Source organism: Brucella daejeonensis (assembly GCF_014199265.1).
Taxonomy (GTDB): domain Bacteria; phylum Pseudomonadota; class Alphaproteobacteria; order Rhizobiales; family Rhizobiaceae; genus Brucella; species Brucella daejeonensis.
Genome location: NZ_JACIJG010000012.1, coordinates 38,093 through 61,525, shown reverse-complemented (window position 1 = coordinate 61,525; position 23,433 = coordinate 38,093). Strand labels below are relative to the sequence as shown.

Below are 23,433 nucleotides of genomic sequence, written 5' to 3'. Positions count from 1 at the left end.
TATCTTCTTTCGTGATAACTGTTAGTTCTTGTATTCTACTTAACGATAACGGAAACAGGAAGATGACAGCGCATTCCCGTCGAAATGGGAATCGCTTCAATGAGGAATTCTGTTCATGAGCCGCTTTATGCCGGATCGCTTTACGATCCTTCTTGTACTTACCGTCGTTCTTGCCTCCATCCTGCCGATCTATGGACAGGCGGCGGAATGGTTCGGCGTTGCCACCAGTATCGCGATCTGCCTTCTGTTTTTCCTGCATGGCGCGCGCCTGTCGCGAGACGTGGTGATCGCGGGCATTCTGCACTGGCGTCTGCATCTGGTCATCCTATTGACGACCTTCGCGCTGTTCCCGCTGCTCGGCCTTGCAATCGGCTTCATCCCCGAGAGCATCCTTGCACCGTCACTCTATACCGGCATCCTCTTCCTTTGCGTTCTGCCCTCGACTATCCAGTCGTCCATCGCCTTTACCTCGATGGCTGGCGGCAATGTTCCAGCCGCAATCTGCGCGGCTTCCGGCTCCAATATTCTGGGCATGTTCCTGACACCGCTCCTCGCGGGCCTTCTGTTTTCAGCCTCCGGCAGCGGCGGCGGCTTTTCCTGGAGTGTGCTGCAAAGCATTCTCGTGCAGCTTCTCCTGCCCTTCATCGTCGGGCAGGTGCTCCAGCCGTGGATCGGCAACTGGGTTCGCTCGCATAAGTCGCTGCTCTCGCCCGTCGATCGAGGCTCGATCCTGATGGTTGTCTATCTCGCTTTTTCGGAAGCGGTGGTGGAAGGCCTGTGGCATACATTTTCGCTCATGGATATTGCCGCCGTCATCATCATCGACATGCTCCTGCTGGCCGTCGTGCTCTGCATCACCATGTTCGGCAGCCGGGCGCTGGGCTTCTCGAAGGAAGACGAAATCACGATCACCTTCTCCGGCTCGAAGAAATCGCTGGCCAGCGGCGTGCCGATGGCCAACGCCATTTTCGCCGGTCAGTCTGCCTCCATTGGCGCGATTGTGCTGCCCCTGATGCTGTTTCACCAGATTCAGTTGATGGCCTGTGCGTGGATCGCCCAGCGCTATGCGCGTCGGCTGAAGCCGCAATCGGCGAGCGAAACCGCATCCCAATCGGCTTGATAAAGCAGAATTACCGTTCGATCTGGGAAACGTGATTGAGCGCGATGACCCATTTGCCGTCGCGCTTGCGCATCAGGCGGGTATTGACGCCCGTCTGGTCGCCAGCCGGACGGATGAGCTTGTAATGGCTGATCAACTGGGCGGCGTCGGGCGCCAGCATTTCGATGCTGATGATCGAGAAGGCAAGATGCCCCTGCGAGCCGGGCGCGCCGCCATAGTCGGCGATATAATGATCGAGCGTCGCCTGCCAGTCCTTCTGGATGCGACCGCGCGAGACGAACACGACATCGGGATTGGCGAAGCCCGCCATATAGCCGTGGAAATCCCCAAAATTCCAGGCTGCTTCCATATCCGAGATGACAGTGCGGATCGCCTTCAGGTCATCATGCGTGGACATCGCGAATTATTTCTCCGTTATAAAAGCTGGTTTGGCGGATTCTTCCTCCTCCCGCTGACGCCTCATCAACACCTCCTGCGCCGCAGAAAGAAGATGCCTGCGCAATGCAGTCTCCGTCGCCTTGGGGTCCTGATCGAGGATGGCATCGACGATCTGCTGATGCTCGCTACAGGAGCGTTTGAGGCGTCCCGTATCCTTGAGCTGGTATTTCCGAAACGGAGCGAGTTTCAGCCGCAACGTCTGCGCGGCGGCGATCAGATCGCTATTATGGCACCCCTGGAAAATGAGGCTGTGAAAGCGCGTATTGTGTTCATTATAGGCGGCATGATCGCCCTGATCTGCAAAACCGTTCATCTCGTGATGCATGTTTTCCAGTTCGGCACGCTCGCTCATGGTCATGCGGTGCGATGCAAGGCGACCGCAGGTCGCCTCAAGTTCGGCCATGGCCTCGAACATTTCATCGATGCGCTGCGCCGAAATCTGCGTGACGATGACCCCCTTATACGGCTCGCGCTCGGCAAAGCCGCGTCCGCATAAAATATGCAACGCTTCGCGCACCGGCGTTCGCGAGACACCGAACTGCGCGGCTATCGATGTTTCGTCGAGCCGTGACCCTGCCGGAATCTCGCCATTGATCACGGCCTCCTCGAGTTGCTCGGCAATAAGATCGCCGCGACTTCTTTTTATGTGATCTGCATCCAGCATGTTCAGGTCCTTTATCCTCCCCTGCTCTCCTGCCTCGCTTTTTTTGAATATGCAAGAGTGCACAATTTACTCAATTCCCTTGCCAAACGCGAAACAAATATACAATATGTGTACAAGTATCGCGCTAAACCGGCGTTACGCGCCGATTTAGCGCCCAATGATGTATACAATACAATCGCAATTTGTTTAAATTGTCGACATGCATCGAATTGCGGCAGGGGCCGCAGCCGACGATAGGGAGCGAGACTTGAAATGACCTTTACGACGCGTCCGGAACTCAGGGGCACCTTTGGTGCCGTCTCTTCCACGCATTGGCTGGCATCCGCCGTCGGCATGTCCATTCTTGAAAAGGGCCATACCGCTTTCGATGCGGCGGTGGCGACAGGTTTCACCCTGCAAATCGTGGAGCCGCATCTGAACGGTCCGGGCGGTGAAGTGCCGATCATCGTCACGCCGGCGGGCGCCGACAAGCCGGTGGTGATCTCCGGTCAGGGGCCTTCCCCGGCAAAGGCGACGGTGCAATATTTCAAGGATCAGGGCCTCGACATTATTCCGGGAACAGGGCTTCTTGCCGCCTGCATCCCCGGTGCTTTCGGCGCATGGCTGACGCTGCTGCGCGATTACGGCACCGCCGAGCTGGAAGATGTGCTTGCGCCTGCGATCTATTACGCGAAGAACGGTCATCCGCTGGTGCCCCGCATCGCCAATACCATCGAGGCGATGCGTGCGCTTTTCACCACCCATTGGCACAGTTCGGCGGAGCTTTACCTGCCGGGCGGTGTGACGCCGGAGGCGGGAAAGCTGTTCCGCAATCCGCAGATCGCGGCCCTTTACCAGCAGATTCTCGATCACGCCAAATCCGGCAAGAACCGTGAGGCGCGCATCGATGCCGCACTTGATTTCTGGTATCGCGGCCCGGTAGCCGAGCGCATAGAGGAGTATTGCGCGACCGAAGATGTCTGGGATGTCTCCGGCCGTCACCACCGGGGCCTGATCACCGCGCAGGACATGGCGGATTACAAGCCACTGATAGAAGCACCGGTTTCCGTCACTTACGGCAATCACGAAGTGTTCAAATGCGGGGCATGGTCGCAAGGGCCGGTGCTTTTGCAGATGTTGCAGATCCTTGAGCGCACCGACATTGCCGATCTCGACCCGATGAGCGCCGATTTCGTACATCTGGTCATCGAGACCGCCAAGCTTGCCATGGCCGACCGCGATTCCTGGTATGGCGACAGTTCCGACGTGCCGCTCAAGGCGCTGCTTTCGCCGGGTTATGCCGACACGCGACGCGCCCTGATCGGCGGCACGGCCTCGATGGAGGTGCGTCCCGGTTCGCCGGAAGGGCGCAATCCCAATCTGCCGCCGTTGCGTGCGGTTGGCACGATCCCGCAGCCGGGTCTTGGCGGTGGCGAACCGACGGTGGCACGCGAGCCGAAACTGCCGAATGACAGGCAGGGCGAACCGACGCTGACGCCGGAAGGCGCGCAGCGCGGCGATACGGTGCAGGTCAGTGCCGTTGACCGCTGGGGCAACATGGTTTCGGCCACGCCATCCGGCGGCTGGTTCCAGTCAAGCCCGGTCATTCCGGGGCTTGGCTTTTCTCTCACCACCCGCGCCCAGATGTTCTGGCTTGAGGAAGGGTTGAATTCCACACTGAAGCCGTCGGTGCGCCCACGTACGACGCTGACGCCGTCGATGGTCTATCGCGACGGAAGCCCCTACATGGCCTTTGGCACGCCGGGCGGCGATCAGCAGGACCAGTGGCAGCTCATCATGTTCCTGCGCCATGTCCATAAGGGCATGAACCTTCAGCAGGCGATTGACGCGCCGTCCTTCCACACCGACCATCTGCCCGGTTCGTTCTGGCCGCGTGAAATCAATCGCGGCGCGATCACGCTGGAATCCCGTTTCCCGGAAGCGGTGCGCGACGAACTGGCGGCGCGCGGCCACAAGATCACCGTCGGTGACGCCTGGTCGGAAGGACGCATTTCCGCCGTGGCAAGAGAAATGGATGGCGACACGCAACTGGTGAAAGCTGGAGCCAATCCGCGTGGCGTGCAGGGTTACGCCGTCGCCCGCTGATTAAAAATAAAGTAAAGAGAGGAACAATCGATGAAACCATTATATCTCGCGCTCGCGGCCGGTCTGGCGCTCAGCGGCGTTGCGGCGACCGCCATGCCCGCAGCCGCCCAGTCGACGCTGAATATCGCCTTGCAGGACGATCCGGATACGCTCGACCCTGTCTCCAACTGGAGCTTTGTCGGCCGCCATGTGCTGCAATCTCTGTGCGACAAGATTGTCGATATCGATGAAAAGGGCCAGATCATCCCGATGCTCGCCACGAGCTGGGAATGGAATGCGGACAGCACGGCGCTGACGCTCAAGCTGCGCAAGGATGCGCTGTTCCATGACGGCACCAAGGTCGATGCGGCGGCGGTCAAATACAATCTCGAACGCGGCCTGAATGCGAAGATCTCGCGCCGCAAGGCCGAAATCAGCGCTATCGGCTCGATTGATGTGGTTGACGATGCCACCGTCAAGATCAATCTCAAGGAACCATCCGTTCCGCTGCTTGCCGCGCTCAGTGACCGCGCAGGCATGATCGTCAGCCCGAAGGCAGGCGAAGCGCTCGGCGACAAGTTCACGGAAGCGCCGGTTTGCTCCGGCCCGTACAAGTTCAAGGAACGCGTGACGCAGGATCACATCACGCTTGAGAAATTCGCGGATTATTACAATGCCGATCAGTTCCATTTCGATGAACTGGTCTATCGCGGCATGCCGGATTCCAGCGTTCGCCTGCTCAATCTGCGCTCCGGTCAGGCCGACCTGATCGAGCGTCTTGCCGCGACCGATGTGGAATCCGTGAAGGCCGATAAGGGTTTGACCGTCGATCCGGTGATCGGGCTTGGCTATTACGGCATCACCTTCAACATTACCGGCGAAGGCGCCAATCTCGACGCAAGCAAAAAGGCCGCGATCCGCGAAGCCTTCAGTCTGGCGATCGACCGTGACGCGATCAGCAGCGTCGTCTTCGACGGGCAGGCCAGCACCGGCAACCAACCGTTCCCGCCGTCGAGCGCCTTCTATGACAAGAACTTCCCCGTTCCGGCACGCGATCTGGATGCCGCGAAGAAAAAGATGGAAGAAGCAGGCGTAAAGTCGGTCGACCTGGAAATACTCGTGCCGACCGATGCCGAGCGCCAGCAGGTCATTCAGCTCATTCAGGCGATGGTGCAGGAAATCGGCATCAATGTCTCGATCAAGCCGACCGAACTGATGACGCTTCTCGACGTCGCGCGTCAGGGCAAGTTCGAGGCCCATCTCGTCGGCTGGAGCGGTCGCGTCGATCCCGATCTCAACATCACGCCGATGCTGGCTTGCGGCGCTGCCGGTAACGATGCGCATTATTGCAACAAGGACCTCGATGCGATCCTGACCAAGGCGCGTTCGCTGACCGACACAGAAGCCCGCAAGGCGGAATATAGCAAGGCCATGGCAATCCTGCTCAAGGATCTGCCGATTGTCTATCTGTATCATTCCCAGTGGATTTTCGCGCATAATTCCAACCTGACCGGCTTCAAGCCCGCCCCGGACGGTATCATCCGCCTGAACGGCGTCAGCCGTAAAAGCTAGGCTGCGTGGACGGCAATGAGCATGTCATCCCCCATGGTCCACGACCAGTCAGCCCGATCCGATCGGGCTGACGAAACCATTCTCGACGTTTCGGATCTGCGTGTCGCCTTTGAAGGCGACGGGCGGACCGTCACGGCGGTCGATGGCGTTAGTTTTACGGTCAATAAGGGCCGCACGCTCGCCATTGTCGGCGAATCCGGCAGCGGCAAGAGCGTGACTTCGCTCGCCATCATGCGGCTTCTGCCCGAATATTCGGCGCGCATTTCCGGCCGCATCGATTTCGACGGACGCCAGCTTCTGGACGAGACGAAAAGCGCCATGCGAGCCTTGCGCGGCAACCGTCTGGCGATGATCTTTCAGGAGCCGATGACCTCGCTCAACCCGTCCTATACGATTGGCGACCAGATCAACGAAGTCATTTTGCGGCACAACCGGATTTCCCGAAAGGAAGCTGCGGAACGCACGATTGCCATGCTTCGTCTGGTGCGCATTCCGTCGCCGGAAACCCGCTATCATCAATATCCGCACAATCTTTCCGGCGGCATGCGCCAGCGTGTGATGATCGCCATGGCGCTGGCCTGCGATCCTGAGCTGTTGATAGCCGACGAGCCGACCACGGCGCTCGACGTGACCATTCAGGCGCAGGTTCTGGAACTGATGCGTGAATTGCAGCAAAAGACCGGAACGGCCATCGTTCTCATTACGCACGACCTCGGCGTTGTCGCCGAATCCTGCGACGACGTTGTCGTCATGTATGCGGGACAGATTGTCGAGCAATGCACGGTCGAAGAACTTTTCACCTTTCCGCAGCATCCGTATACGGTCGGCCTGCTCGGTTCATTGCCGCGCCTTGACGAAAAGCGCGAGCGGCTTGTGGCGATCACCGGCACGGTTCCCGACATGGCCAATCCGCCCGGCGGGTGCCGCTTCCAGGCGCGCTGCCCGTTCCGCATCGAGAAATGCGCCGGGATGCCGGAGCTGCGGCAAGTCTCGGAAGGTCATTTCAGTCGCTGCTGGCGCGCGCCTCTGGAGGACATCGTTTCGTGACAAAAGCTCCTTCTTCATCTGTAAAACCGATCATTGAAGCGCGCAGACTGGGCAAAAATTTCATTCTCAAGCGCAGCCTGACGGGGCGTCCGCTGGCTGAGGTCGGCGCAGTTGACGACATCACATTTTCCCTCATGCCGGGCGAAACGCTGGCCATCGTCGGGGAATCTGGCTGCGGCAAGTCAACGCTTGGCCGTCTCCTGATGCGGCTCATCAAGCCGACCGCAGGCGAGGTGTTCATCGACGGCCTGGATATTACCGGCATCAGCCATGCGGCGATGCGGCGGCAGCGACGGCATGTCCAGCTCATTTTTCAGGATCCCTACGCTTCGCTCAATCCGCGCATGACCATTGCGCAGACGATTGCCGAACCGCTGATGCTGCACAATATCGTGCCAGCTTCACAGCGCGCCAAACGCGTGGCGGAGCTTCTGGAAATGGTGGGTCTGCGTCCCGAACAGGCAAGCCGCTATCCGCACGAGTTTTCCGGCGGCCAGCGCCAGCGCGTGGTGATTGCGCGCGCGCTTGCTTCCGAGCCGAAGGCCATCATCTGCGACGAGGCGGTATCCGCGCTTGATGTGTCCATTCAGGCGCAGGTTCTCAATCTTCTCAAGGATTTGCAGAAAAAGCTCGGTCTGGCATTCATTTTCATCAGTCACGACCTGGGTGTCGTGAAACATATCGCCGACCGCGTTGCGGTCATGTATCTGGGCAGAATGGTCGAAATCGGCACCGCCGATGCCGTTTTCAATGCGCCGCGCCATCCGTACACGCGCGCGCTTCTGTCGGCCATTCCGGTTGCCGCACCACCCAGCCAACGGCGCTTGCGCGCCGAGCGGCTGCGAGGCGACCTGCCCAGCCCCCTTTCCCCGCCGCCGGGTTGCCGTCTGCATACGCGCTGTCCTTACGCAAGGCCGGAGTGCCAGAGCGTCAGCATGGTGCTGGATGTGGAATCCAGCGGTCACGCCAATGCCTGTGCCTTCTGGCGCGAACTGCCGAAGCAGGACGAGGCCGAAGGCAATCGCGAATCCCGCAATCCCAAGCTCGAAAAGCTGTTTGCAGCCTTTGAGGCCATGGCCGCTCACCCGGCGCGAACGGTTACAGGGAGCTAAGCCATGTCCTCGCTTCTCGTACGCCGCCTGCTGCAACTCATTCCGACGGTCGTTCTCCTGTCGCTCATCATTTTCTCGCTCCAGCATCTTTTGCCGGGCGATCCGGCTTTGGTGCTGGCGGGCGACAACCCGGATGAGGCGACGCTTGCGGCCATCCGTGCCCAATATCATCTCGATCAGCCGCTCATCGTCCAGTATTTCTATTGGGTGAAAGGCGTGCTGACCGGCGATCTTGGCGAATCCATGCGTCACAATCGCCCGGTTCTCGACCTTATCCTGTTGAAACTGCCGGTCACGCTACAGCTTGCCGTCATGGGTATCATCGTCGCGCTGGTCCTCGGTATTACCGGCGGTGTGATCTCGGCGCTGAAGCGCAACAGCGCCGTCGATTATGCGACGAATATCGTCTCGCTGGCCGGTATTTCGGTGCCGAATTTCTGGCTCGGCATCATGCTGATCCTGTTTTTCTCGGTTCATCTTGGCTGGCTGCCCGCCTCCGGTTTCGTCAGCCCGTGGGAAGACTGGCGAATGAGCCTCTCCACCACGGTGATGCCCGCTTTCGTGCTGGGCATGGCAATCGCAGGCGTAATCATGCGCCACACGCGGGGCGCGATGTTGCAGGCGCTGGACAGCGATTATGTGCGCACCGCGCGCGCCAAGGGCCTCAGTGAATGGGTCGTGGTGTTCAAGCATGCGATGCGCAACGCGCTGACGCCGATCATCACGCTTGGCGCGCTCGAATTCGGCGCCCTGCTTTCGGGCGCGGTTCTGACAGAACAGATTTTCACAATCCCCGGCTTCGGCAAGCTGATCGTCGATGCGGTCTTCACCCGCGACTATCCGGTTGTGCAGGGCGTGGTTCTCGTGACGTCGCTGTTCTACATCACCCTCAACCTACTGGCCGATATCGGATATATCCTCGCCAATCCTCGATTGAGAGGCTGACCATGCAGACGATCTCGCAAACCCGACCCTCTCCGAATTTTGTGGTGCGCTTTTTCCAGAGCCGTTTCTGGCGACGGCTTTCAAAGCGCAAGAGCGCGCTTGTCGGCCTCGTCGTCGTCCTGTTCATGGTGTTCATAGCGCTCTTTGCGCCATTGCTGGCCCCCTATGATCCGGCGGCTCAAAGCTGGACCGCCGTGCGCAAGGCACCATCCGCCCTTCACTGGCTCGGCACAGACGAAACCGGTCGTGACATCCTGTCCCGCATTATCTGGGGCGCGCGCGCTTCACTGATGGCGGGCCTCACATCGGTTGGCATCGCCATGGCCATCGGCGTGCCGCTTGGGCTTGCGGCGGGTTTCCTTGGCGGCGTGATCGACGGTCTCATCAGCCGCTTCACCGATGCCATGCTTGCCTGTCCGTTTCTCATTCTGGCAATCGCCTTCGCGGCATTCCTTGGCCCAAGCCTGACCAATGCCATGCTGGCCATCGGTATCACGGCGATGCCGCTCTTCATCCGTCTGACACGCGGTCAGGTTCTGTCGATCCGGGCGGAGGAATATGTCGAGGCGGCGAATGCGGTCGGCAATCCGCAATGGCGCATTGCGGTGCGGCACATCCTGCCCAATATCCTGCCGCAGCTTATGGTTCAGGCCACGCTGACGATTGCGGCGGCGATCATAGCCGAAGCCAGCATGTCGTTCCTCGGTCTGGGCTTGCAGCCGCCCGCGCCGTCGTGGGGTTCCATGCTGAATTCGGCGCAACGCTTCCTCGGCAATGCGCCATGGATGGCGCTCTGGCCCGGCATGGCGATTTTCATGACGGTTCTGTCGTTCAACCTGCTTGGCGACGGCCTGCGTGACGCGCTCGACCCCCGTTCTCGTTAGAACACGTTTCGACCTGACTGAATCAGACCGGCGCTCGGGACGCTTCTGCTGGAATGGCCCTATCGCCAGACGCTGTGCCCGGCAGAAACTTCGGTTTGGTGAAACACAGGCGGTATATAATCGAGCGGCTTGACGGGGCTTGGTAATTCGCCTTCATTTGGCACGAAGAGACGCCGATCCCGGTCTGGATCGGCGACCGGAACGGCATCCATCAATTTGCGCGTATAGTCGTGCTGCGGATTTTCGAAAACCTGCGCGCGCGTGCCGGTTTCGACAAAGCGCCCGGCATACATCACCGCGACGCGGTGGCTGATCTGTTCGACCACCGCCATGTCATGGCTGATGAACAGATAGGACATGCCGGTTTCGTTCTGGATATCCTGCAACAGATCGAGCACCTGCGCCTGAATGGAAACGTCGAGCGCTGCCACGCTCTCATCCGCGACGATGAGTTTGGGTGACAGCGACAGAGCGCGGGCGATACAGACGCGCTGGCGCTGCCCGCCCGAAAACTCATGCGGATAGCGCTTCATCTGTTCCGCTGACAGACCAACACGGCGGAACAGATATTCCACGCGGTCCTTGAGTTCCGATCCAGAAGCCAGACCATGAATGACCAGCGGTTCGGCCACCAGATCGCCGACGCGCATGCGCGGATCGAGCGAGGCATAGGGGTCCTGAAAAATCATCTGGACGTCGCGCAAAATCGGTCGCATGGCGGCGCGGCTCAGGCCCCTGGTGCTCTGGCCGTTAATGCGCACATCGCCGCTCCAGTTGACGAGATTGAGCAGCGCCTTGCCGGTCGTGGATTTTCCGCATCCCGATTCCCCTACCAGCGAAAGCGTTTCGCCGCGATTAACGGTAAACGACACGCCTTCCACCGCATGGACGCGCCGGACAGGTCGTTGCAATATGCCGCCCTTGATGTCGAAGCGAACGACCAGATTTTCAACTTCGAGCACGGGCGTGGCCGTTTCGGGCTTCTGTTCGGCTTTGGCTTGTGCCGGTGCGCGTTTGGGGGCGTTTGTGCCGGTCATTTCGCCAAGGCGCGGGACTGCGGCCAGCAGGCGCTTGGTATAGTCATCCTGAGGCGTGAAGAACACGTCGCGAAGCGGTCCCTGTTCCACTTGACGCCCCTGATTCATGACAAGCACATGGTCGGCCATTTCGGCAACGACGCCCATATCGTGGGTAATCAGGATGACGGAGACGCCGTTTTCGGCCTGAAGTTTTCGGATGAGCGCCAGTATCTGCGCCTGCACCGTCACATCGAGCGCGGTGGTCGGCTCGTCGGCAATCAGGATTTCCGGCTTTTGCGCCAGCGCCATGGCGATCATCACGCGTTGGCGCATGCCGCCGGAAAGCTCGTGCGGATATTGCGTGAGACGCCGGGCCGCGTCGGAAATCTGCACCTGATCGAGCAGTTCCTTGCAGCGTTGCATCGTGGCGGCACCGGACAGGCCGTCGCCAACCGCTTCGGAAAGTTGCCGCCCAATGGTGAGCACGGGATTGAGCGAGGTCATCGGTTCCTGAAAGATCATGCCGATATGACGCCCGCGCACACCGCGCATCTGGCTTTCATTGAGCTTGAGAATATCGCGGCCATTCATGATGGCCGAACCACCCGCCACCCTTGCAAGGCTTTTGGGCAGAAGCTGCATCAGCGAAAGCACGGTCATGGATTTGCCCGATCCGCTTTCGCCTGCGATGCATAGCGTTTCCCCGCGTTGCAGATCGAAGGAAAGATGATCGACCACGGTGCGCGCACCGTCGGGTGTCGCCACCTGCGTCACCAGATCTTTGACCTGCAAAAGCGGGGAAACCGTTTTCATGTTCATTTCTCTTTATTCAAAAACAGAACGCGGGAAGTAGAAGGACACGACCCAGTTCGGCTGATCGACGATTTCGCTGATACGCAGATCGCCGCAGACCGAGCAGAGCATATAGGCGTCCACCGGGTTGAGGTTCTGCGTCTGGCAGAGAAGATCGATCATATTGGACAATGCCGCCTGTGCGCCCGCCCACAGATCGGGGCCGATGCCGGTGGTGACTTCGTAGCCTTTTGTGTCGAGATGATGCGTCACCGGTCCCGGCGTGGTGAAGCGCGGCATTTTCAGCGGCGTGTCCTTGATGAGGTCGAGTGTCAGCGCGACATTCATCGCGCTTTCAATCGCCGTACCGCAGACCTCGCCGTCGCCCTGTGCGGCGTGGGTGTCGCCGATGGAGAACAGCGCGCCCTCGACTTCAACCGGCAGATAGAGCGTGGCGCCCGCTGCCAGATCGCGAATGTCGAGATTGCCGCCGACGCGACGCGGCGGCACCACCGAATGCAGGCCCTTTTCCGCCGGTGCGACGCCGATGGTTCCCGCGAAAGGCTTGAGCGGCACGCGGGCGTGTTTACCAAAAAGCGCGGGTTCCAGCGTTGCAGGATTATAGTCCCATAGCGCCAGCGCCGGTTCCTTGAAGTCGTCGGCCAGAAGGCCGAAGCCCGGAATATTGGCCGTCCACCCGAAGCCCGAAGGCTCAAACTGATGGATGGTGACTTTCAATATGTCGCCGGGCTTGGCTCCATCGACGAAGATCGGACCTGTGACCGGGTTAACCTTGGAAAAATCCATGGTCGCGACGTCGGCAACCGTGCTGTTGGGATTAAACTGCCCGGCGCCGCTGTCGAGACATTCGAATTTCAACGTCGATCCCGGTGCGACCGTCTCCACTGGCTGGAACGAATTGTCCCAGCCGAAGTGATGATGGCGACCATGGATGGTATATTGGCAATTATTGCACATCTTTTGCATAAACCTCGTCGTAATTGACCGGGATGTGGACGGGATCGACAAAGATCGCATCCGGGCCGCCGAGACGTTCGGAGCGCACGGAGAAGCGTTCTTCGTTGAAGATCGGAGCCCATGGCGCGTCTTCCATGATCTTCAGATAGATGTCGCGCCAGAGCTGCTCACGTTCGGCCTTGCGGGCCGGATCGACGATGGCGTCGGCTTCCTGTGCCTTCTTGTCGAGGTCCTCATTGCAGTACCACGACCAGTTCCAGCCGCCCTGAACCGCGCCACCGCAGCCCAGGATCGGGCCGTAGAAGTTGGACGGATCGGGGAAATCGGCAATCCAGCCCATGCCACCGGACCAGATCATCGGCGCGCCTTCCGGTTCGCCGCCTGCGGCGATGACGTTTGCCTGTGCCAGCGATTTGATGGAAGCCTTGATGCCGATTGCCGCCAGATCCTGCTGGATGGCCTGCGCGATGCGCGGCTGCGGATCGGTATTGGCGACAAAAAGCTCCGTCTCGAAACCATCGGCTAGGCCCGCTTCGGCCAAAAGCGCCTTGGCCTTTGCCTGATCGAAAGGATAGCCTTTGTAATCCTTGGCATAGCCCGGCATGGACGGCGGCAGCGGCTGCGTGGCCGGTACGGCGCGACCGTTGATGATGCGCACGATGCGGTCCTTGTTGATGGCCATGTTGACGGCCTGACGCACCTTCACATTGTCGAACGGCTTGATCTTCACATTCATGGTCACGTAGCCGGTATGCAGCTGGCCGCCCTGAATGATCAGATCCTTGAATTTCGGATCCTTGGTGACTTCGATGAATTTCGCCGGCGGAATGCCGTCGCCCGGAATGTCGATTTCGCCATTCTGCATGCGCAGCAGCGCAACCACCGGTTCCTGACCGACCTCGAACGTGATCTGGTCGAGCTTGGGCAGGCCCGGCTTGTAATAATCCTTGAAGCGTTCGAAGACGATGTGCTGGCCGAGTGTCCAGTCGGTCATCTTGAATGCGCCGGAGCCGACCGGATGTTTGCCGAAATCGGCGCCGTATTTTTCCACTTCTTCCTTCGGCACGACATGGGCGAAATTCAACGCCAGCACATGCAGGAAGGTCGCGTCGGGGCGGCTCAGCTCGAACTTGATCGTATAGGGATCGACCACGGTAATGCCCGACATATGCTCCGCCTTACCCGCCGACGCATCCTCGAAACCGACGATGGAGCCGAAGAAACCTGCGCCGGGGCTCTGCGTCTTGGGATTTACCACGCGCTCGATGGAATATTTGACATCGTCGGCGGTCAGTTCGCGACCATTGTGAAACTTCACGCCCTTGTGCAGTTTGAAGGTGAAAGTCTTGCCGTCGTCGGAGATCGTATAGGACTCGGCCAGTTCGGGACGCAGAGTCGTTGTTCCCGGCTCATAATCCATCAGCCCGTCGAAAATCGACTTGATCATCGACCAGTTCTGCCAGTCATAGCCAATGGCGGGATCGAGCGTCGAAACGTCGTCCTTATAGGTAACGGTCATGGAACCGCCCTGCTTGATGTCGGCCGAAATGGCGGGCTGGGCAAGGCCAAGCGCCAGCATGGAAGCGCCGATGAGAAGTGATTTTTTCATTGTGGTTCCCTTTCTCTGGAGTGTTTTTGTCAGCGCAGTTTGATGCGCGGATCGATGAATGGGGTGACAAGATCGGCCAGAAGATTGCCGAGGACGATGGCGAAGGCCGACACGATGGTGACGCCCATGATGATGGGGATATCCACGCGCTGGATCGCCTGCCAGGCAAGCTGGCCGATGCCGGGCCAGCCGAAGACGCTTTCCACGACCACGATGCCCGACATGAACAGGCCGATGTCGATGCCGATCATCGCGATGACGGGCAGAATGGCGTTGGGCATGGCGTGGCGCATCAAGATTTTCCAGCGCGCCAGCCCCTTGGCGCGGGCGGTGCGGATATAGTCCTGACGCAGCACATCGAGCAGCGACGAGCGCATCATGCGCGAATACCAGCCAGCCCCCAGAAGGCCGAGGGTGAGCGAGGGCAGAACCAGATGCCGGAAGGTGCCGTAACCACCGATGGGAAACCAGCCGAACTGCACGGCAAAGACGTAAAGCATCAAGATGCCGATGACGAATTGCGGCGCGGAGACGCCGACGAAGGAGAAAATCATCAGTGCGTTGTCGGTGCGGGTGCCGCGTCGCGTCGCGGCGATAACGCCCATGGTGATACCGATAACGAGTTCGCAGAAAATCGCGCCCGCCATCAGAAGAAGGCTTGCAGGCAGACGCGACCAGATGAGCGAAGCAACTTCGGTCTTTTGCAAATAAGAACGTCCGAAATCACCCTGAACCAGACCCTTTAGATAGCGCAGATATTGCTCATAAAAGGGCAAGTTCAGCCCCAGTTGCTCGCGGATATTTTCCACCGTTTGCGCCGTGGCGCTGCGGCCTGCGATCTGACGCGCCGGATCGGCTGGCACCAGATAAAGCAGGATGAAGGTGACAAAACTGATGCCGATCAGAATCAGCACGGTCTGGATGAGACGGCGGGCAATATAGGCGAGCATCAGTGGTGCCCCTGCTGTGTTGGATCGAGCACGTCGCGCAAGACATCGCCGACAAGATTGAAGGCAAGCGCCAGCAGCAGGATCGCCGCGCCAGGTATGAACACCAGCCAGGGCGCGCTCGTGAAATAGGTCTGGTTTTCAAAGATGATGTTGCCCCAGGACGGGGTTGGCGGCTGCACGCCGATGCCGAGGAAGGACAGTGTGGCTTCAAGAAGCACCGTGGTGGCGATACCGAGCGTCGCCCAGACGATCATCGTGGAAAAGAGATGCGGCAGGACATGCTTGAGAATGATGCGCGGCGCGCCCGCGCCCATGGCGCGCTCGGCCTCGATGAAGTCGCGCTGCGACAGCGAGCGGGTTTCCGTATAGAGCACGCGCGCGATCTGCACCCAGTTGACCATGGCGATCACCATGGCGACGATCCACAGGCTCGGCTTGAAGATCGCCGCAAGCACGATGGCCAGCAGAAGGGCCGGAAAAGCCATCATCAGATCGGTGAAGCGCATCAGCACGGTTTCCACCCAGCCACGGAAATAGCCAGCGCAGATACCGACCACCGATCCGATGAAAACAGCAATGCCATTGGCCACCACGCCAATGATGAGCGAGGTCTGCGCGCCATAGATAAGACGCGAGAACAGGTCGCGCCCGACCAGATCGGTTCCGAACCAGAATTTGGCATTAGGCGAGAGAGGAGCGCCTTCGAGCGTCAGCCCGTCGAAAAACTGCTCATTCGGATCGAAGGGTACGATCCATGGCGCGAAAATAGCCGCCGTCACCGCGACGATGATGACCGCAAGACCGAAAACCGCCAGCGGCCTGCGTATGATGCGGGCAAAAACGCCGCGTTCGGCTTTGCTCTGGCCAACAGGGAGAGTATCAAGCGCGCTCACGATCGGTCCTCGTTTGGTTTTCTGTCAGAAACCGCCGGGCAAAGGCTTCAACACTGATGCGCTCGGCCATCGCCGCAAGACGCAGTTTCTGATAGGCCTGTTTCGCTGAAATATTATCCGCAAACATGATGATCGCGGTTGCCTGTGCAATGGCTTCCCGACCGGCGAGGCTCTCACGCAATTCGCCGATCTCCGTTGCCAGGGCATGGCGGCGCTGAAAATTGTGCATGGCAATGACCAGGGCGCTATATACGCCAGCGCTGCCGATAGGCTTGAGGAGTTGTGCATCGGCGCCCTGATTGAGCGCCCAGCCAATCCGGCCCGGCGCTTCCGATCCGATCAGCGCGACCGTGGGCACCGGCGCTTGCTGCGGCTGCCACGGAAACTGCTCGTCATACCCCATGTCCACATCGAAAAAGACGATGTTGAAGCGGGATATATCGGCACCTTCGGGAAGATTCGGCCAGCACTCCACGGCATCCACGCCGATACGACCCAGTTGCTGCGTAATCGCATCGACATTCGCATGGCGGCGATGAACGATCAGCGCCGTCCAGTTTTCGAATGCGCCCCAGCTCATGTCTCTGGTCGCAAATTGCGATGATCGGTCGGTCTTGGTCATTTTACGAGCCTCAGGAAGCCGGATTGCTGCGCACCGTTCGCATTGGATTGCAGATGGGTCCGGGCCATGAAAGGGTCCGGCTGGATGGGATGCTCCGCCCGGTGAACGATGTCGAAGCTGCCGTCCCTCCGCGCACGCCCGATATGGGCGGGCAACGCAATGTGGTTGGTGGCGGCATCGACGATGAGGTCACCGAGCGGCGTGGCGGTTGCGTGGGTTTTGGCAGCAGCAAGCACGGCCTCGACGTCGTCGGTTCCCGCGCGCTCTATCCCCGCCGCAATCAGCAGAATACTGGAGTAACTCTCGGCAAAGAAGGCCGATATCCCGCTTTTAAAGGCGCTTGTCCGGGCTTCATCGAGAAACGCCCCGTTGGCCTCCCCAGGCAGGGAGCGGAAATAACAGCTGACCGTGAAATTGCCTTCCGCGTCCGCGCCCACGCGCTCCAGTTCGCTTTCGTAGAAATTACAGGAGACGACAGGGCGACGCGCCGCACTGAACTCCGGATTGCGACGACCCAGTTCCGCATAGGCTTTCAGGAAAGCATATGACGATTCACCGATGAGATTATTGAGGACGAAATCCGGCTTCTTGTGCTCGATCTCGCGGATCAGATGGTCGATATCCGTATCGCCAATGGCGATGGCGCGCTCACCGAGCACTTCTCCACCCGCGGCACAGAGCATTTCGCGCGCCAGGCGATTGGTTTCCCAGCCCCATATATAGTTGGAGCCGAGCAGAATGGCCCTCTTGCCGAAACGCGGCATGACGAAATCGATCAGCGGCACCAGATGCTGGTTGGCGCAGGCAGCAACATAGACAACGCGGTCACTGGCTTCGAAACCTTCATAAACGCACGGATACCACAGCACGGCGTCCCGCTTTTCAACGATAGGGATAACCTCCTTGCGGCTCCAGGAGGTCGTGCACCCAACCACATGACGCACGCCATTCCGGCTTATCAACTCGTCGCAAAGCGCCGCATAACGGTCGGTATTGCCGCCCGGATCCGCAATGCGGGGCACCAGATGAAACGGAAGGGCAAGACTATTGATCGCCCCGATTGCCGACATGGCACCGCAATACCCCTCATAGCCCAGCTTTTCATAGGGACCGGAGTGCGAGAACAACACGCCTACAGGAATATTCTTTTTGCCGTTCGTGACCATGCTGAGCGCCAAACAAAAAACCCCACTGGAATTTTCATTCCAGTAAGGGCCCAAATGCCAAATGAGAGGTTTGCCAGAAGTTACCGAACCCGGCCCGCCGTCGTCAAGTTATTTCTCGATAGAAGCCTATAACGCATGATTGTTGTCAATCCGACAAGGATCAGCTCACGATCCCGCCGCACCTATAATCATAAGTGAACGGCTGCTCGCGCCTTCGCCCATCTTTTGCCGCATCAGATTTTGCTAATATTCAAATTGGTTCTTAACAGGAGATGGACAATGTCAATCAGCCGCAAGATGGGTATTCTCGGCATTTCTGCCGGACTGGCCCTTTCGATCAGTTTATTGCCGGCGTTAACGGGCGTCACCCATAGCGATATTGCCTACGCCAAAGGTGAAGGCGGTGGCAATGGTGGGGGAAATGGCGGCGGTAACGGCGGTGGAAATGGTGGAGGGCATGGCGGTAGCCATGGTGGCGGCAAGGGAGGAAACTCCGCCCATTCCGGCAATGGCGCTTCCCACCGGTCTTCGGCAACGAAATCGGGGCAGCACAAGACGGATTCCGTTACCAAGGCGAGCGTAACCAGGGATAAAAACACCCTTGGCCCGCTGAATGCCGCCCATGCGTCGGCAACAGCACGGGCAAATGCCGCGCCGAACTCCGCCGTCGGGAAAATCGCATCCTACGAGCAGGCCCTCGACGCCGCAATGGCGATCGAAGACCCTGCCGAACGCCAGCAGGCGCTGGACGACGCAAAGGACCAGCTGGAAACTGCTTTCAACCGGACAATTTCCGAAGACGAGTTCTCTCAGATCGACAGTCTTCTGGATAGATAAGACGCATTCGCAAGCTTATGGCCCGCTCAGCAACGCTTCTGTCGGGCCATTTATTGCGCAGACCGAAAACCAACGCCGCACGACAGACGTGCGTGTATCCGTTCAGCGCCGTTTTATCGGCGTTGGCGCTGACACCATTTCGGATCGAACCCGCTCCGCTATGGACCAGGCTAAAAATAGCGCACACGCCACAAGGACCGTGGCCGCATAAGTGTTCGGCTTCATCGCGGGAAATCCGGGTGTGTTGCAATTGCCTGCCAGATGGGCGTCTCGACGGCTTTAGACAACCGGCAAAACAACATGGCTGTTATGCATGGAGGCCTGAAAACGACGGCGCCTGCTCTACTGGACAGACATTCAGGCACCGCATTCCTGACGAAAAACTTCCGTGCAATAGACAAACGGACAAGCCCTGACGAGGGAAGCCGATAACTAACTGGCTGATTTTATGAGGTGCTGGTGCCGCTTGCGTGACTCGAACACGCGACCCCATCATTACGAATGATGTGCTCTACCAACTGAGCTAAAGCGGCCCGGAACTTTGTTCCATCTTCCCGAAGGAGCCAACCGTTTCCGGCTGGACGGTGCGCTGATAACCAAAAGCATGGAGGAAAGCAAGCGCCAAATCGAACAATCTGCATGTTTGTGCAAATCGACTTGCAACGCCTTCCTTATAAGACACCTGGAGCGCGCTCCACAAGCGGCGTGACCCCATATCGCCACGAAAAGACAGAACGAACCGCGCCAGCTCTCAACCGGCGCAGTTTTTCCAAAATGAAATCGGGAAGCATCGCGTGAGCTTCCGACCGGCATGTCAAGACATGGGGAATCATGGAGCTTGAGCAGTTCGCGGTTCGCAAAAGGCAGTGGCCGCCCTTATGTTAGCGAGCAACGATTAGATCGCGCCGCCATTGGCGCGGATAGTCTGGCCGTTTATCCAGCCGCTTTCCGGACCGGCGAGAAACACAACAGATTCCGCAATGTCCTCTGGGCGTCCGAGTCGACCGAGCGGAATCATACGTGTGATGTTCGCGACCAGTTCCTCCGACTTTCCATTCAGGAACAAATCGGTTTCGACCGGGCCGGGCGCGATTGCATTCACCGTAATCCGCCGCGCCCCCAACTCCTTGGCAAGCACATGGGTGAGCGCCTCGACCCCGGCCTTGGTTGCAGCATACAGTCCGTAGCCGGGCTGATAGAATCCCACCACGCTTGACGATATGCTGATGATCCGCCCCCCATCACGCAGCCGCCTGGCCCCTTCACGCATTCCACGGAATGTACCGGCGAGATTGATGGCGCAATGGTCTTCAATGTCCTTATCGGTTGCGTCGGCGACGGATGAGAGCCGCATTAAACCCGCATTATTGACCAGAATATCGACCGGTCCGAATGCAGCTTCGGCCGCGTCGAACACCGCAGGCATACCAGCCGGGGCGCCGATGTCGGCCTGTACCGCGACCGCCCGGCCGCCTGCCCGCTCGATTTCCAGCACGACCTGACGGGCTGCGTTCTCGTCACGCGCATAGTTCACCGTGACTGCGACGCCTTCCCGCGCCAGTTGGCGGGCGATCTCCGCGCCGATCCCTTTTCCGGCGCCAGTCACGATAGCGGTTTTGTCTTTCAGTTTCATGGGAACCTCCTTTGTTCGACAAGAAGATAGCGCTGCGCCTAAGCTGAATAATCATCCTTTTATTGGTAATAAAATTCGGATAATACGAATAATCATGGATCGTCTTGATGCAATGCGCCTTTTTGTGAGAGTCATCGACCGTCGCAGCTTCACCGCGGCAGCCGCCGATCTCGATATTCCGCGTTCGACCGCTACGGAAGCGATCCGGCGGTTGGAGCGGCAACTCGGCAGCCGTCTGCTGGAACGCACCACCCGTCACGTGGCGCCAACGCTGGATGGCGAAGCCTATTATCGAAGATGCCTGTCGATACTCGCCGACATCGATGAAGCGGAAGGCGCTTTGCGCGGCGGCAGCCCCTCGGGTGTGCTGCGCATAGACGCACACGGAGCACTGACGCGGGCATTCCTGCTGCCGCGCCTGCCGGAGTTTCTGAAATCGTACCCACAGATCAACCTGCATATCGGTCAGGGCGACAGACTTATCGATCTGGTGCGCGAGGGTGTTGATTGCGTCATTCGCGCCGGAGATCCGCATGACAGCAGCCTGATCATGCGAAGGCTACCGGACATTCCGGAGATAACCTGCGCAAGCCCGCACTATATCGAGCGCCACGGGATGCCCGCTTCGATGGAGGAACTGGCCGGGCATCAGATGATCGGCTTTGTTTCCTCCCGTACGAGGCGTGTGATGCCGCTGGAATTCCAGACGACCGATGGTCTCCGGGAGATAACGCTTCCATGCCGGGTGAGCGCCAACGAGGCGGAAACGGCGCACCACCTCGCACGCATGGGATTTGGATTGATACAGGCGCCCCGGTACCGCTTCCGCGAAGATCTGGCGCGAGGCGCCCTCGTTGAAATCCTGCCCGACATGCCTCCGCCCCCGCTTCCGCTTGCGGCCTATTATCCGCAGAACCGTCAGTTATCGCCGCGCGTGAGGGTGTTTCTCGACTGGACGGCAAGCGTCTTTGAGGCGGCTGATCTGTAAGCGGCAGGATTGCGTGCGGTTGTCGCGCCCATCAAAATGATGACTTGAATAGTCATGTTATATTCGGATAAGGATTGGCGAAGATCATCCAACGGAGGACGGGTTCATGTCCGAACTCAATGCCAGTGCCCGCTTCACGCTCGCCAATGCCGGTCATGTCGTCGGTCAGGTTCTCGATCATTTCGTGGAACACGGCGATGTGCAGCGACACGAGACCAGCGCAAGACTGGTGCTGAGCTTCGGTGAGGCCGACGTTGAATGGGACGATGAAACCGTGAGTTTCGATGTCAAAAGCGACGATGAAACAGGCCTTGCCTTTATGAAATATTCCATCGCCGAGCATGTGCTGGAGTTTCTGGACAAGGGAGGCACCAAGCCCAACATCGTCTGGCAAGGTGACGGCGCGGCCGGTCTGCCGTTGCCATTCTTCCGCGAAATGCGCGTCATCGACGTCTCGAATGTTACGCCCAATATGCGCCGCGTGCGGCTCAGGGGCGAAAATCTGCGACGGTTTTGCCAAGGCGGCCTGCACATCCGCCTCCTGTTCCCGCCGAAAGGCGCTGCCAAGCCGCAATGGCCCGTAATGGGTGAGGATGGACGCCCCGTCTGGCCGGATGGCGAAGCAAGGCTCGACACGCGCGTCTACACGATCCGCAATATCGATCCCGAAGCCGGTTGGGTGGATATCGACATGGTGGTCCACGGCGACGATTGCGATGCGCCGGGTTCCGGCTGGGCGACCAACGTGCAGCCCGGAGATATTGTCGGCATGACTGGACCGGGCGGCGGCGATGCCGGCGAGGCCAAATGGTATCTCCTCGCCGGAGACGAAACCGCCCTGCCCGCTATCGGCCGCATTCTGGAGGGATTGCCGGAAGGCGCGAAAGCCGTCATACGTATCGAAATCGCGGATGCGGCGGAACAGCAGGAGTTGGTTTCCCGCGCCGATGTCGATCTGCAATGGCTACACCGCGACGGCGCTCCGGCAGGAACGACAACGCTTCTTCAGGACGCGGTGCGTGCCGTGGAATTTCCGCAGGACGAGGAAGACATCCATGTCTGGGCGGGCTGCGAATTCAACGCCTTCCGCGCAATCCGCACCTATATGCGCAAGGAGCGCGGCGTCTCGAAAAACCGGCATCTGGTCGTGGCTTATTGGCGGCGTGGCCATGACGGTGACAACGCCCGACGAGACACCGACAAATAGGGCGCGTTTCGATAGGATGGATCAGACCGGCGAGGCAATCAGATGACCGGTAGAGCCATGCCGCATCACATCCATCGGGATGCCGTAAATTTCCTGTAACCGTTCCGGCACCATGATGCCCGCCGGAGCGGACTGCGCAATCAGCTTTCCGCCATGCAGCGCAAACACTTCATCGCAGAACCGTGCCGCCATGTTGACATCATGCAGGACGACAAAGACGCTGAGTTTCTTTTCGTGAGATAGCTTGCGCACGAGCGACAGCACTTCGATCTGATGTGCGATATCGAGCGCGGAGGTCGGCTCGTCGAGCAGAAGGCATTCGGCATCCTGCGCCACCAGCATGGCCAGCCAGACACGCTGGCGCTCTCCGCCGGAAAGCGTATCGACCAGCCGATCGGCAAAAGCCGATATCCCGGTCAGTTCGATGGCTTCATCCACCTTCTTCCGGTCGCGCGCGCCGAAACGACCCAGAGCGCCGTGCCAGGGATAGCGACCGAGTGCCACCAGTTCCTTCACCAGCATCCCCGAGGCGGACGCTGTGTGTTGCGGCAGATAGGCAAGGCGACGGGCGAACTCGCGGTCGCCCCACTCACGCAACGGCTTTCCGGCAAAGCGGACCATGCCGTCCGAAGCGGGCTGCTGGCGCGCGAGGATTTTCAGCAAGGTCGATTTGCCCGATCCGTTGTGGCCGATAAGCGCCGTCAGGCTCGCCGCCGATATCGACATCGTGAGCGGCTGTAACAGGGTCCGCCCAGCAACCGAAAAACTGACATTTTCAAGCTCGAACAATGCTGGCGTCATCAATCTTTCCATTTCGGATCACAGCCGCGCAAGAAAGCGGCGTCGGCCTGTTGATAGCAAAACATGAGAGCGATATACAAGTTTTAGCAATA

21 protein-coding genes and 1 tRNA gene are annotated in these 23,433 nt (G+C 59.2%); 10 read left to right on the top strand and 12 right to left on the bottom strand.

Annotated elements, in window-relative coordinates:
- Positions 1-115: 115 nt before the first annotated feature.
- The gene (locus tag FHS76_RS15515; RefSeq protein ID WP_183654599.1) at positions 116-1,120 is read left to right on the top strand and encodes a bile acid:sodium symporter family protein; all 1,005 of its coding nucleotides are present in this window, start codon (positions 116-118) and stop codon (positions 1,118-1,120) included.
- 10 nt (positions 1,121-1,130) lie between these two features.
- On the opposite strand, the gene FHS76_RS15510 is transcribed toward FHS76_RS15515, so the two are convergent.
- Both FHS76_RS15510 and FHS76_RS15505 read right to left on the bottom strand, forming a co-directional pair.
- The gene (locus tag FHS76_RS15510) at positions 1,131-1,517 is read right to left on the bottom strand and encodes an SgcJ/EcaC family oxidoreductase (RefSeq protein ID WP_183654596.1); all 387 of its coding nucleotides are present in this window, start codon (positions 1,515-1,517) and stop codon (positions 1,131-1,133) included.
- A 6-nt stretch (positions 1,518-1,523) separates the two neighbouring features.
- Positions 1,524-2,222, bottom strand: coding sequence for a GntR family transcriptional regulator (locus tag FHS76_RS15505; RefSeq protein ID WP_183654581.1), 699 nt, complete (start codon positions 2,220-2,222; stop codon positions 1,524-1,526).
- Positions 2,223-2,474: 252 nt separating this feature from the next.
- Between FHS76_RS15505 and FHS76_RS15500 the strand changes: the two genes are divergently transcribed.
- Genes FHS76_RS15500 through FHS76_RS15475 form a run of 6 tightly spaced genes read left to right on the top strand, consistent with a single transcriptional unit; the run spans position 2,475 to position 9,846 of the window.
- Positions 2,475-4,307: a gamma-glutamyltransferase family protein gene (locus FHS76_RS15500; RefSeq protein ID WP_183654578.1), complete on the top strand. Its 1,833-nt coding sequence runs from the start codon at positions 2,475-2,477 to the stop codon at positions 4,305-4,307.
- Positions 4,308-4,337: 30 nt separating this feature from the next.
- Positions 4,338-5,858, top strand: coding sequence for an ABC transporter substrate-binding protein (locus FHS76_RS15495; RefSeq protein WP_183654575.1), 1,521 nt, complete (start codon positions 4,338-4,340; stop codon positions 5,856-5,858).
- A gap of 21 nt (positions 5,859-5,879) precedes the next feature.
- Complete coding sequence (locus tag FHS76_RS15490) at positions 5,880-6,905, top strand: ABC transporter ATP-binding protein (RefSeq protein WP_235992705.1); 1,026 nt, start codon at positions 5,880-5,882, stop codon at positions 6,903-6,905.
- Positions 6,902-8,017: an ABC transporter ATP-binding protein gene (locus FHS76_RS15485; protein WP_328700504.1), complete on the top strand. Its 1,116-nt coding sequence runs from the start codon at positions 6,902-6,904 to the stop codon at positions 8,015-8,017. Before FHS76_RS15490 ends, FHS76_RS15485 begins: the two co-directional genes overlap by 4 nt.
- 3 nt (positions 8,018-8,020) lie before the next feature.
- Positions 8,021-8,962 carry an ABC transporter permease gene (locus tag FHS76_RS15480; protein WP_183654566.1) on the top strand — a complete coding sequence of 314 codons (942 nt, stop codon included), beginning with the start codon at positions 8,021-8,023 and terminating at the stop codon, positions 8,960-8,962.
- Positions 8,963-8,964: 2 nt separating this feature from the next.
- On the top strand, positions 8,965-9,846 hold the full coding sequence (locus FHS76_RS15475) for an ABC transporter permease (RefSeq protein WP_183654563.1): 882 nt from the start codon (positions 8,965-8,967) through the stop codon (positions 9,844-9,846).
- Between the two features lie 59 nt (positions 9,847-9,905).
- Here FHS76_RS15475 and FHS76_RS15470 read toward each other — a convergent pair whose 3' ends face one another.
- The 7 genes from FHS76_RS15470 to FHS76_RS15440 are packed head-to-tail and all read right to left on the bottom strand — an operon-like array spanning position 9,906 to position 17,875.
- Complete coding sequence (locus tag FHS76_RS15470; RefSeq protein WP_183654560.1) at positions 9,906-11,684, bottom strand: ABC transporter ATP-binding protein; 1,779 nt, start codon at positions 11,682-11,684, stop codon at positions 9,906-9,908.
- Between the two features lie 6 nt (positions 11,685-11,690).
- Positions 11,691-12,635 (bottom strand): acetamidase/formamidase family protein, encoded by a 945-nt coding sequence (locus FHS76_RS15465; RefSeq protein WP_183654766.1) that lies wholly within the window; start codon positions 12,633-12,635, stop codon positions 11,691-11,693.
- A complete protein-coding gene (locus tag FHS76_RS15460) occupies positions 12,625-14,244 on the bottom strand; it encodes an ABC transporter substrate-binding protein (RefSeq protein WP_183654558.1) in 1,620 nt (539 codons plus the stop codon). The genes FHS76_RS15465 and FHS76_RS15460 overlap by 11 nt, the downstream gene beginning before the upstream one ends.
- A gap of 29 nt (positions 14,245-14,273) precedes the next feature.
- A complete protein-coding gene (locus tag FHS76_RS15455) occupies positions 14,274-15,194 on the bottom strand; it encodes an ABC transporter permease (RefSeq protein WP_183654556.1) in 921 nt (306 codons plus the stop codon).
- A complete protein-coding gene (locus FHS76_RS15450) occupies positions 15,194-16,087 on the bottom strand; it encodes an ABC transporter permease (RefSeq protein WP_183654554.1) in 894 nt (297 codons plus the stop codon). Before FHS76_RS15450 ends, FHS76_RS15455 begins: the two co-directional genes overlap by 1 nt.
- Positions 16,074-16,709, bottom strand: a complete 636-nt coding sequence (locus FHS76_RS15445) for an ANTAR domain-containing response regulator (protein ID WP_235992693.1) — start codon at positions 16,707-16,709, stop codon at positions 16,074-16,076. Before FHS76_RS15445 ends, FHS76_RS15450 begins: the two co-directional genes overlap by 14 nt.
- Positions 16,706-17,875, bottom strand: coding sequence for a transporter substrate-binding domain-containing protein (locus FHS76_RS15440; protein WP_183654552.1), 1,170 nt, complete (start codon positions 17,873-17,875; stop codon positions 16,706-16,708). Before FHS76_RS15440 ends, FHS76_RS15445 begins: the two co-directional genes overlap by 4 nt.
- 279 nt (positions 17,876-18,154) lie before the next feature.
- Here FHS76_RS15440 and FHS76_RS15435 point away from each other — a divergent pair, with 279 nt between their 5' ends.
- Complete coding sequence (locus tag FHS76_RS15435) at positions 18,155-18,712, top strand: Holotricin-3 precursor (protein WP_183654550.1); 558 nt, start codon at positions 18,155-18,157, stop codon at positions 18,710-18,712.
- 457 nt (positions 18,713-19,169) lie between these two features.
- Here the strand turns inward: FHS76_RS15435 and FHS76_RS15430 are convergent.
- A tRNA-Thr gene (locus tag FHS76_RS15430) sits at positions 19,170-19,245 on the bottom strand.
- A 362-nt stretch (positions 19,246-19,607) separates the two neighbouring features.
- Positions 19,608-20,345, bottom strand: a complete 738-nt coding sequence (locus tag FHS76_RS15425; RefSeq protein WP_183654548.1) for an SDR family oxidoreductase — start codon at positions 20,343-20,345, stop codon at positions 19,608-19,610.
- Positions 20,346-20,439: 94 nt separating this feature from the next.
- On the opposite strand from FHS76_RS15425, the gene FHS76_RS15420 reads away from it, so the two are divergent.
- Complete coding sequence (locus FHS76_RS15420) at positions 20,440-21,333, top strand: LysR family transcriptional regulator (protein WP_183654546.1); 894 nt, start codon at positions 20,440-20,442, stop codon at positions 21,331-21,333.
- Between the two features lie 106 nt (positions 21,334-21,439).
- Complete coding sequence (locus FHS76_RS15415; protein ID WP_183654543.1) at positions 21,440-22,540, top strand: siderophore-interacting protein; 1,101 nt, start codon at positions 21,440-21,442, stop codon at positions 22,538-22,540.
- Positions 22,541-22,561: 21 nt separating this feature from the next.
- On the opposite strand, the gene FHS76_RS15410 is transcribed toward FHS76_RS15415, so the two are convergent.
- Complete coding sequence (locus FHS76_RS15410) at positions 22,562-23,341, bottom strand: ATP-binding cassette domain-containing protein (RefSeq protein ID WP_183654540.1); 780 nt, start codon at positions 23,339-23,341, stop codon at positions 22,562-22,564.
- Positions 23,342-23,433 lie beyond the last annotated feature (92 nt).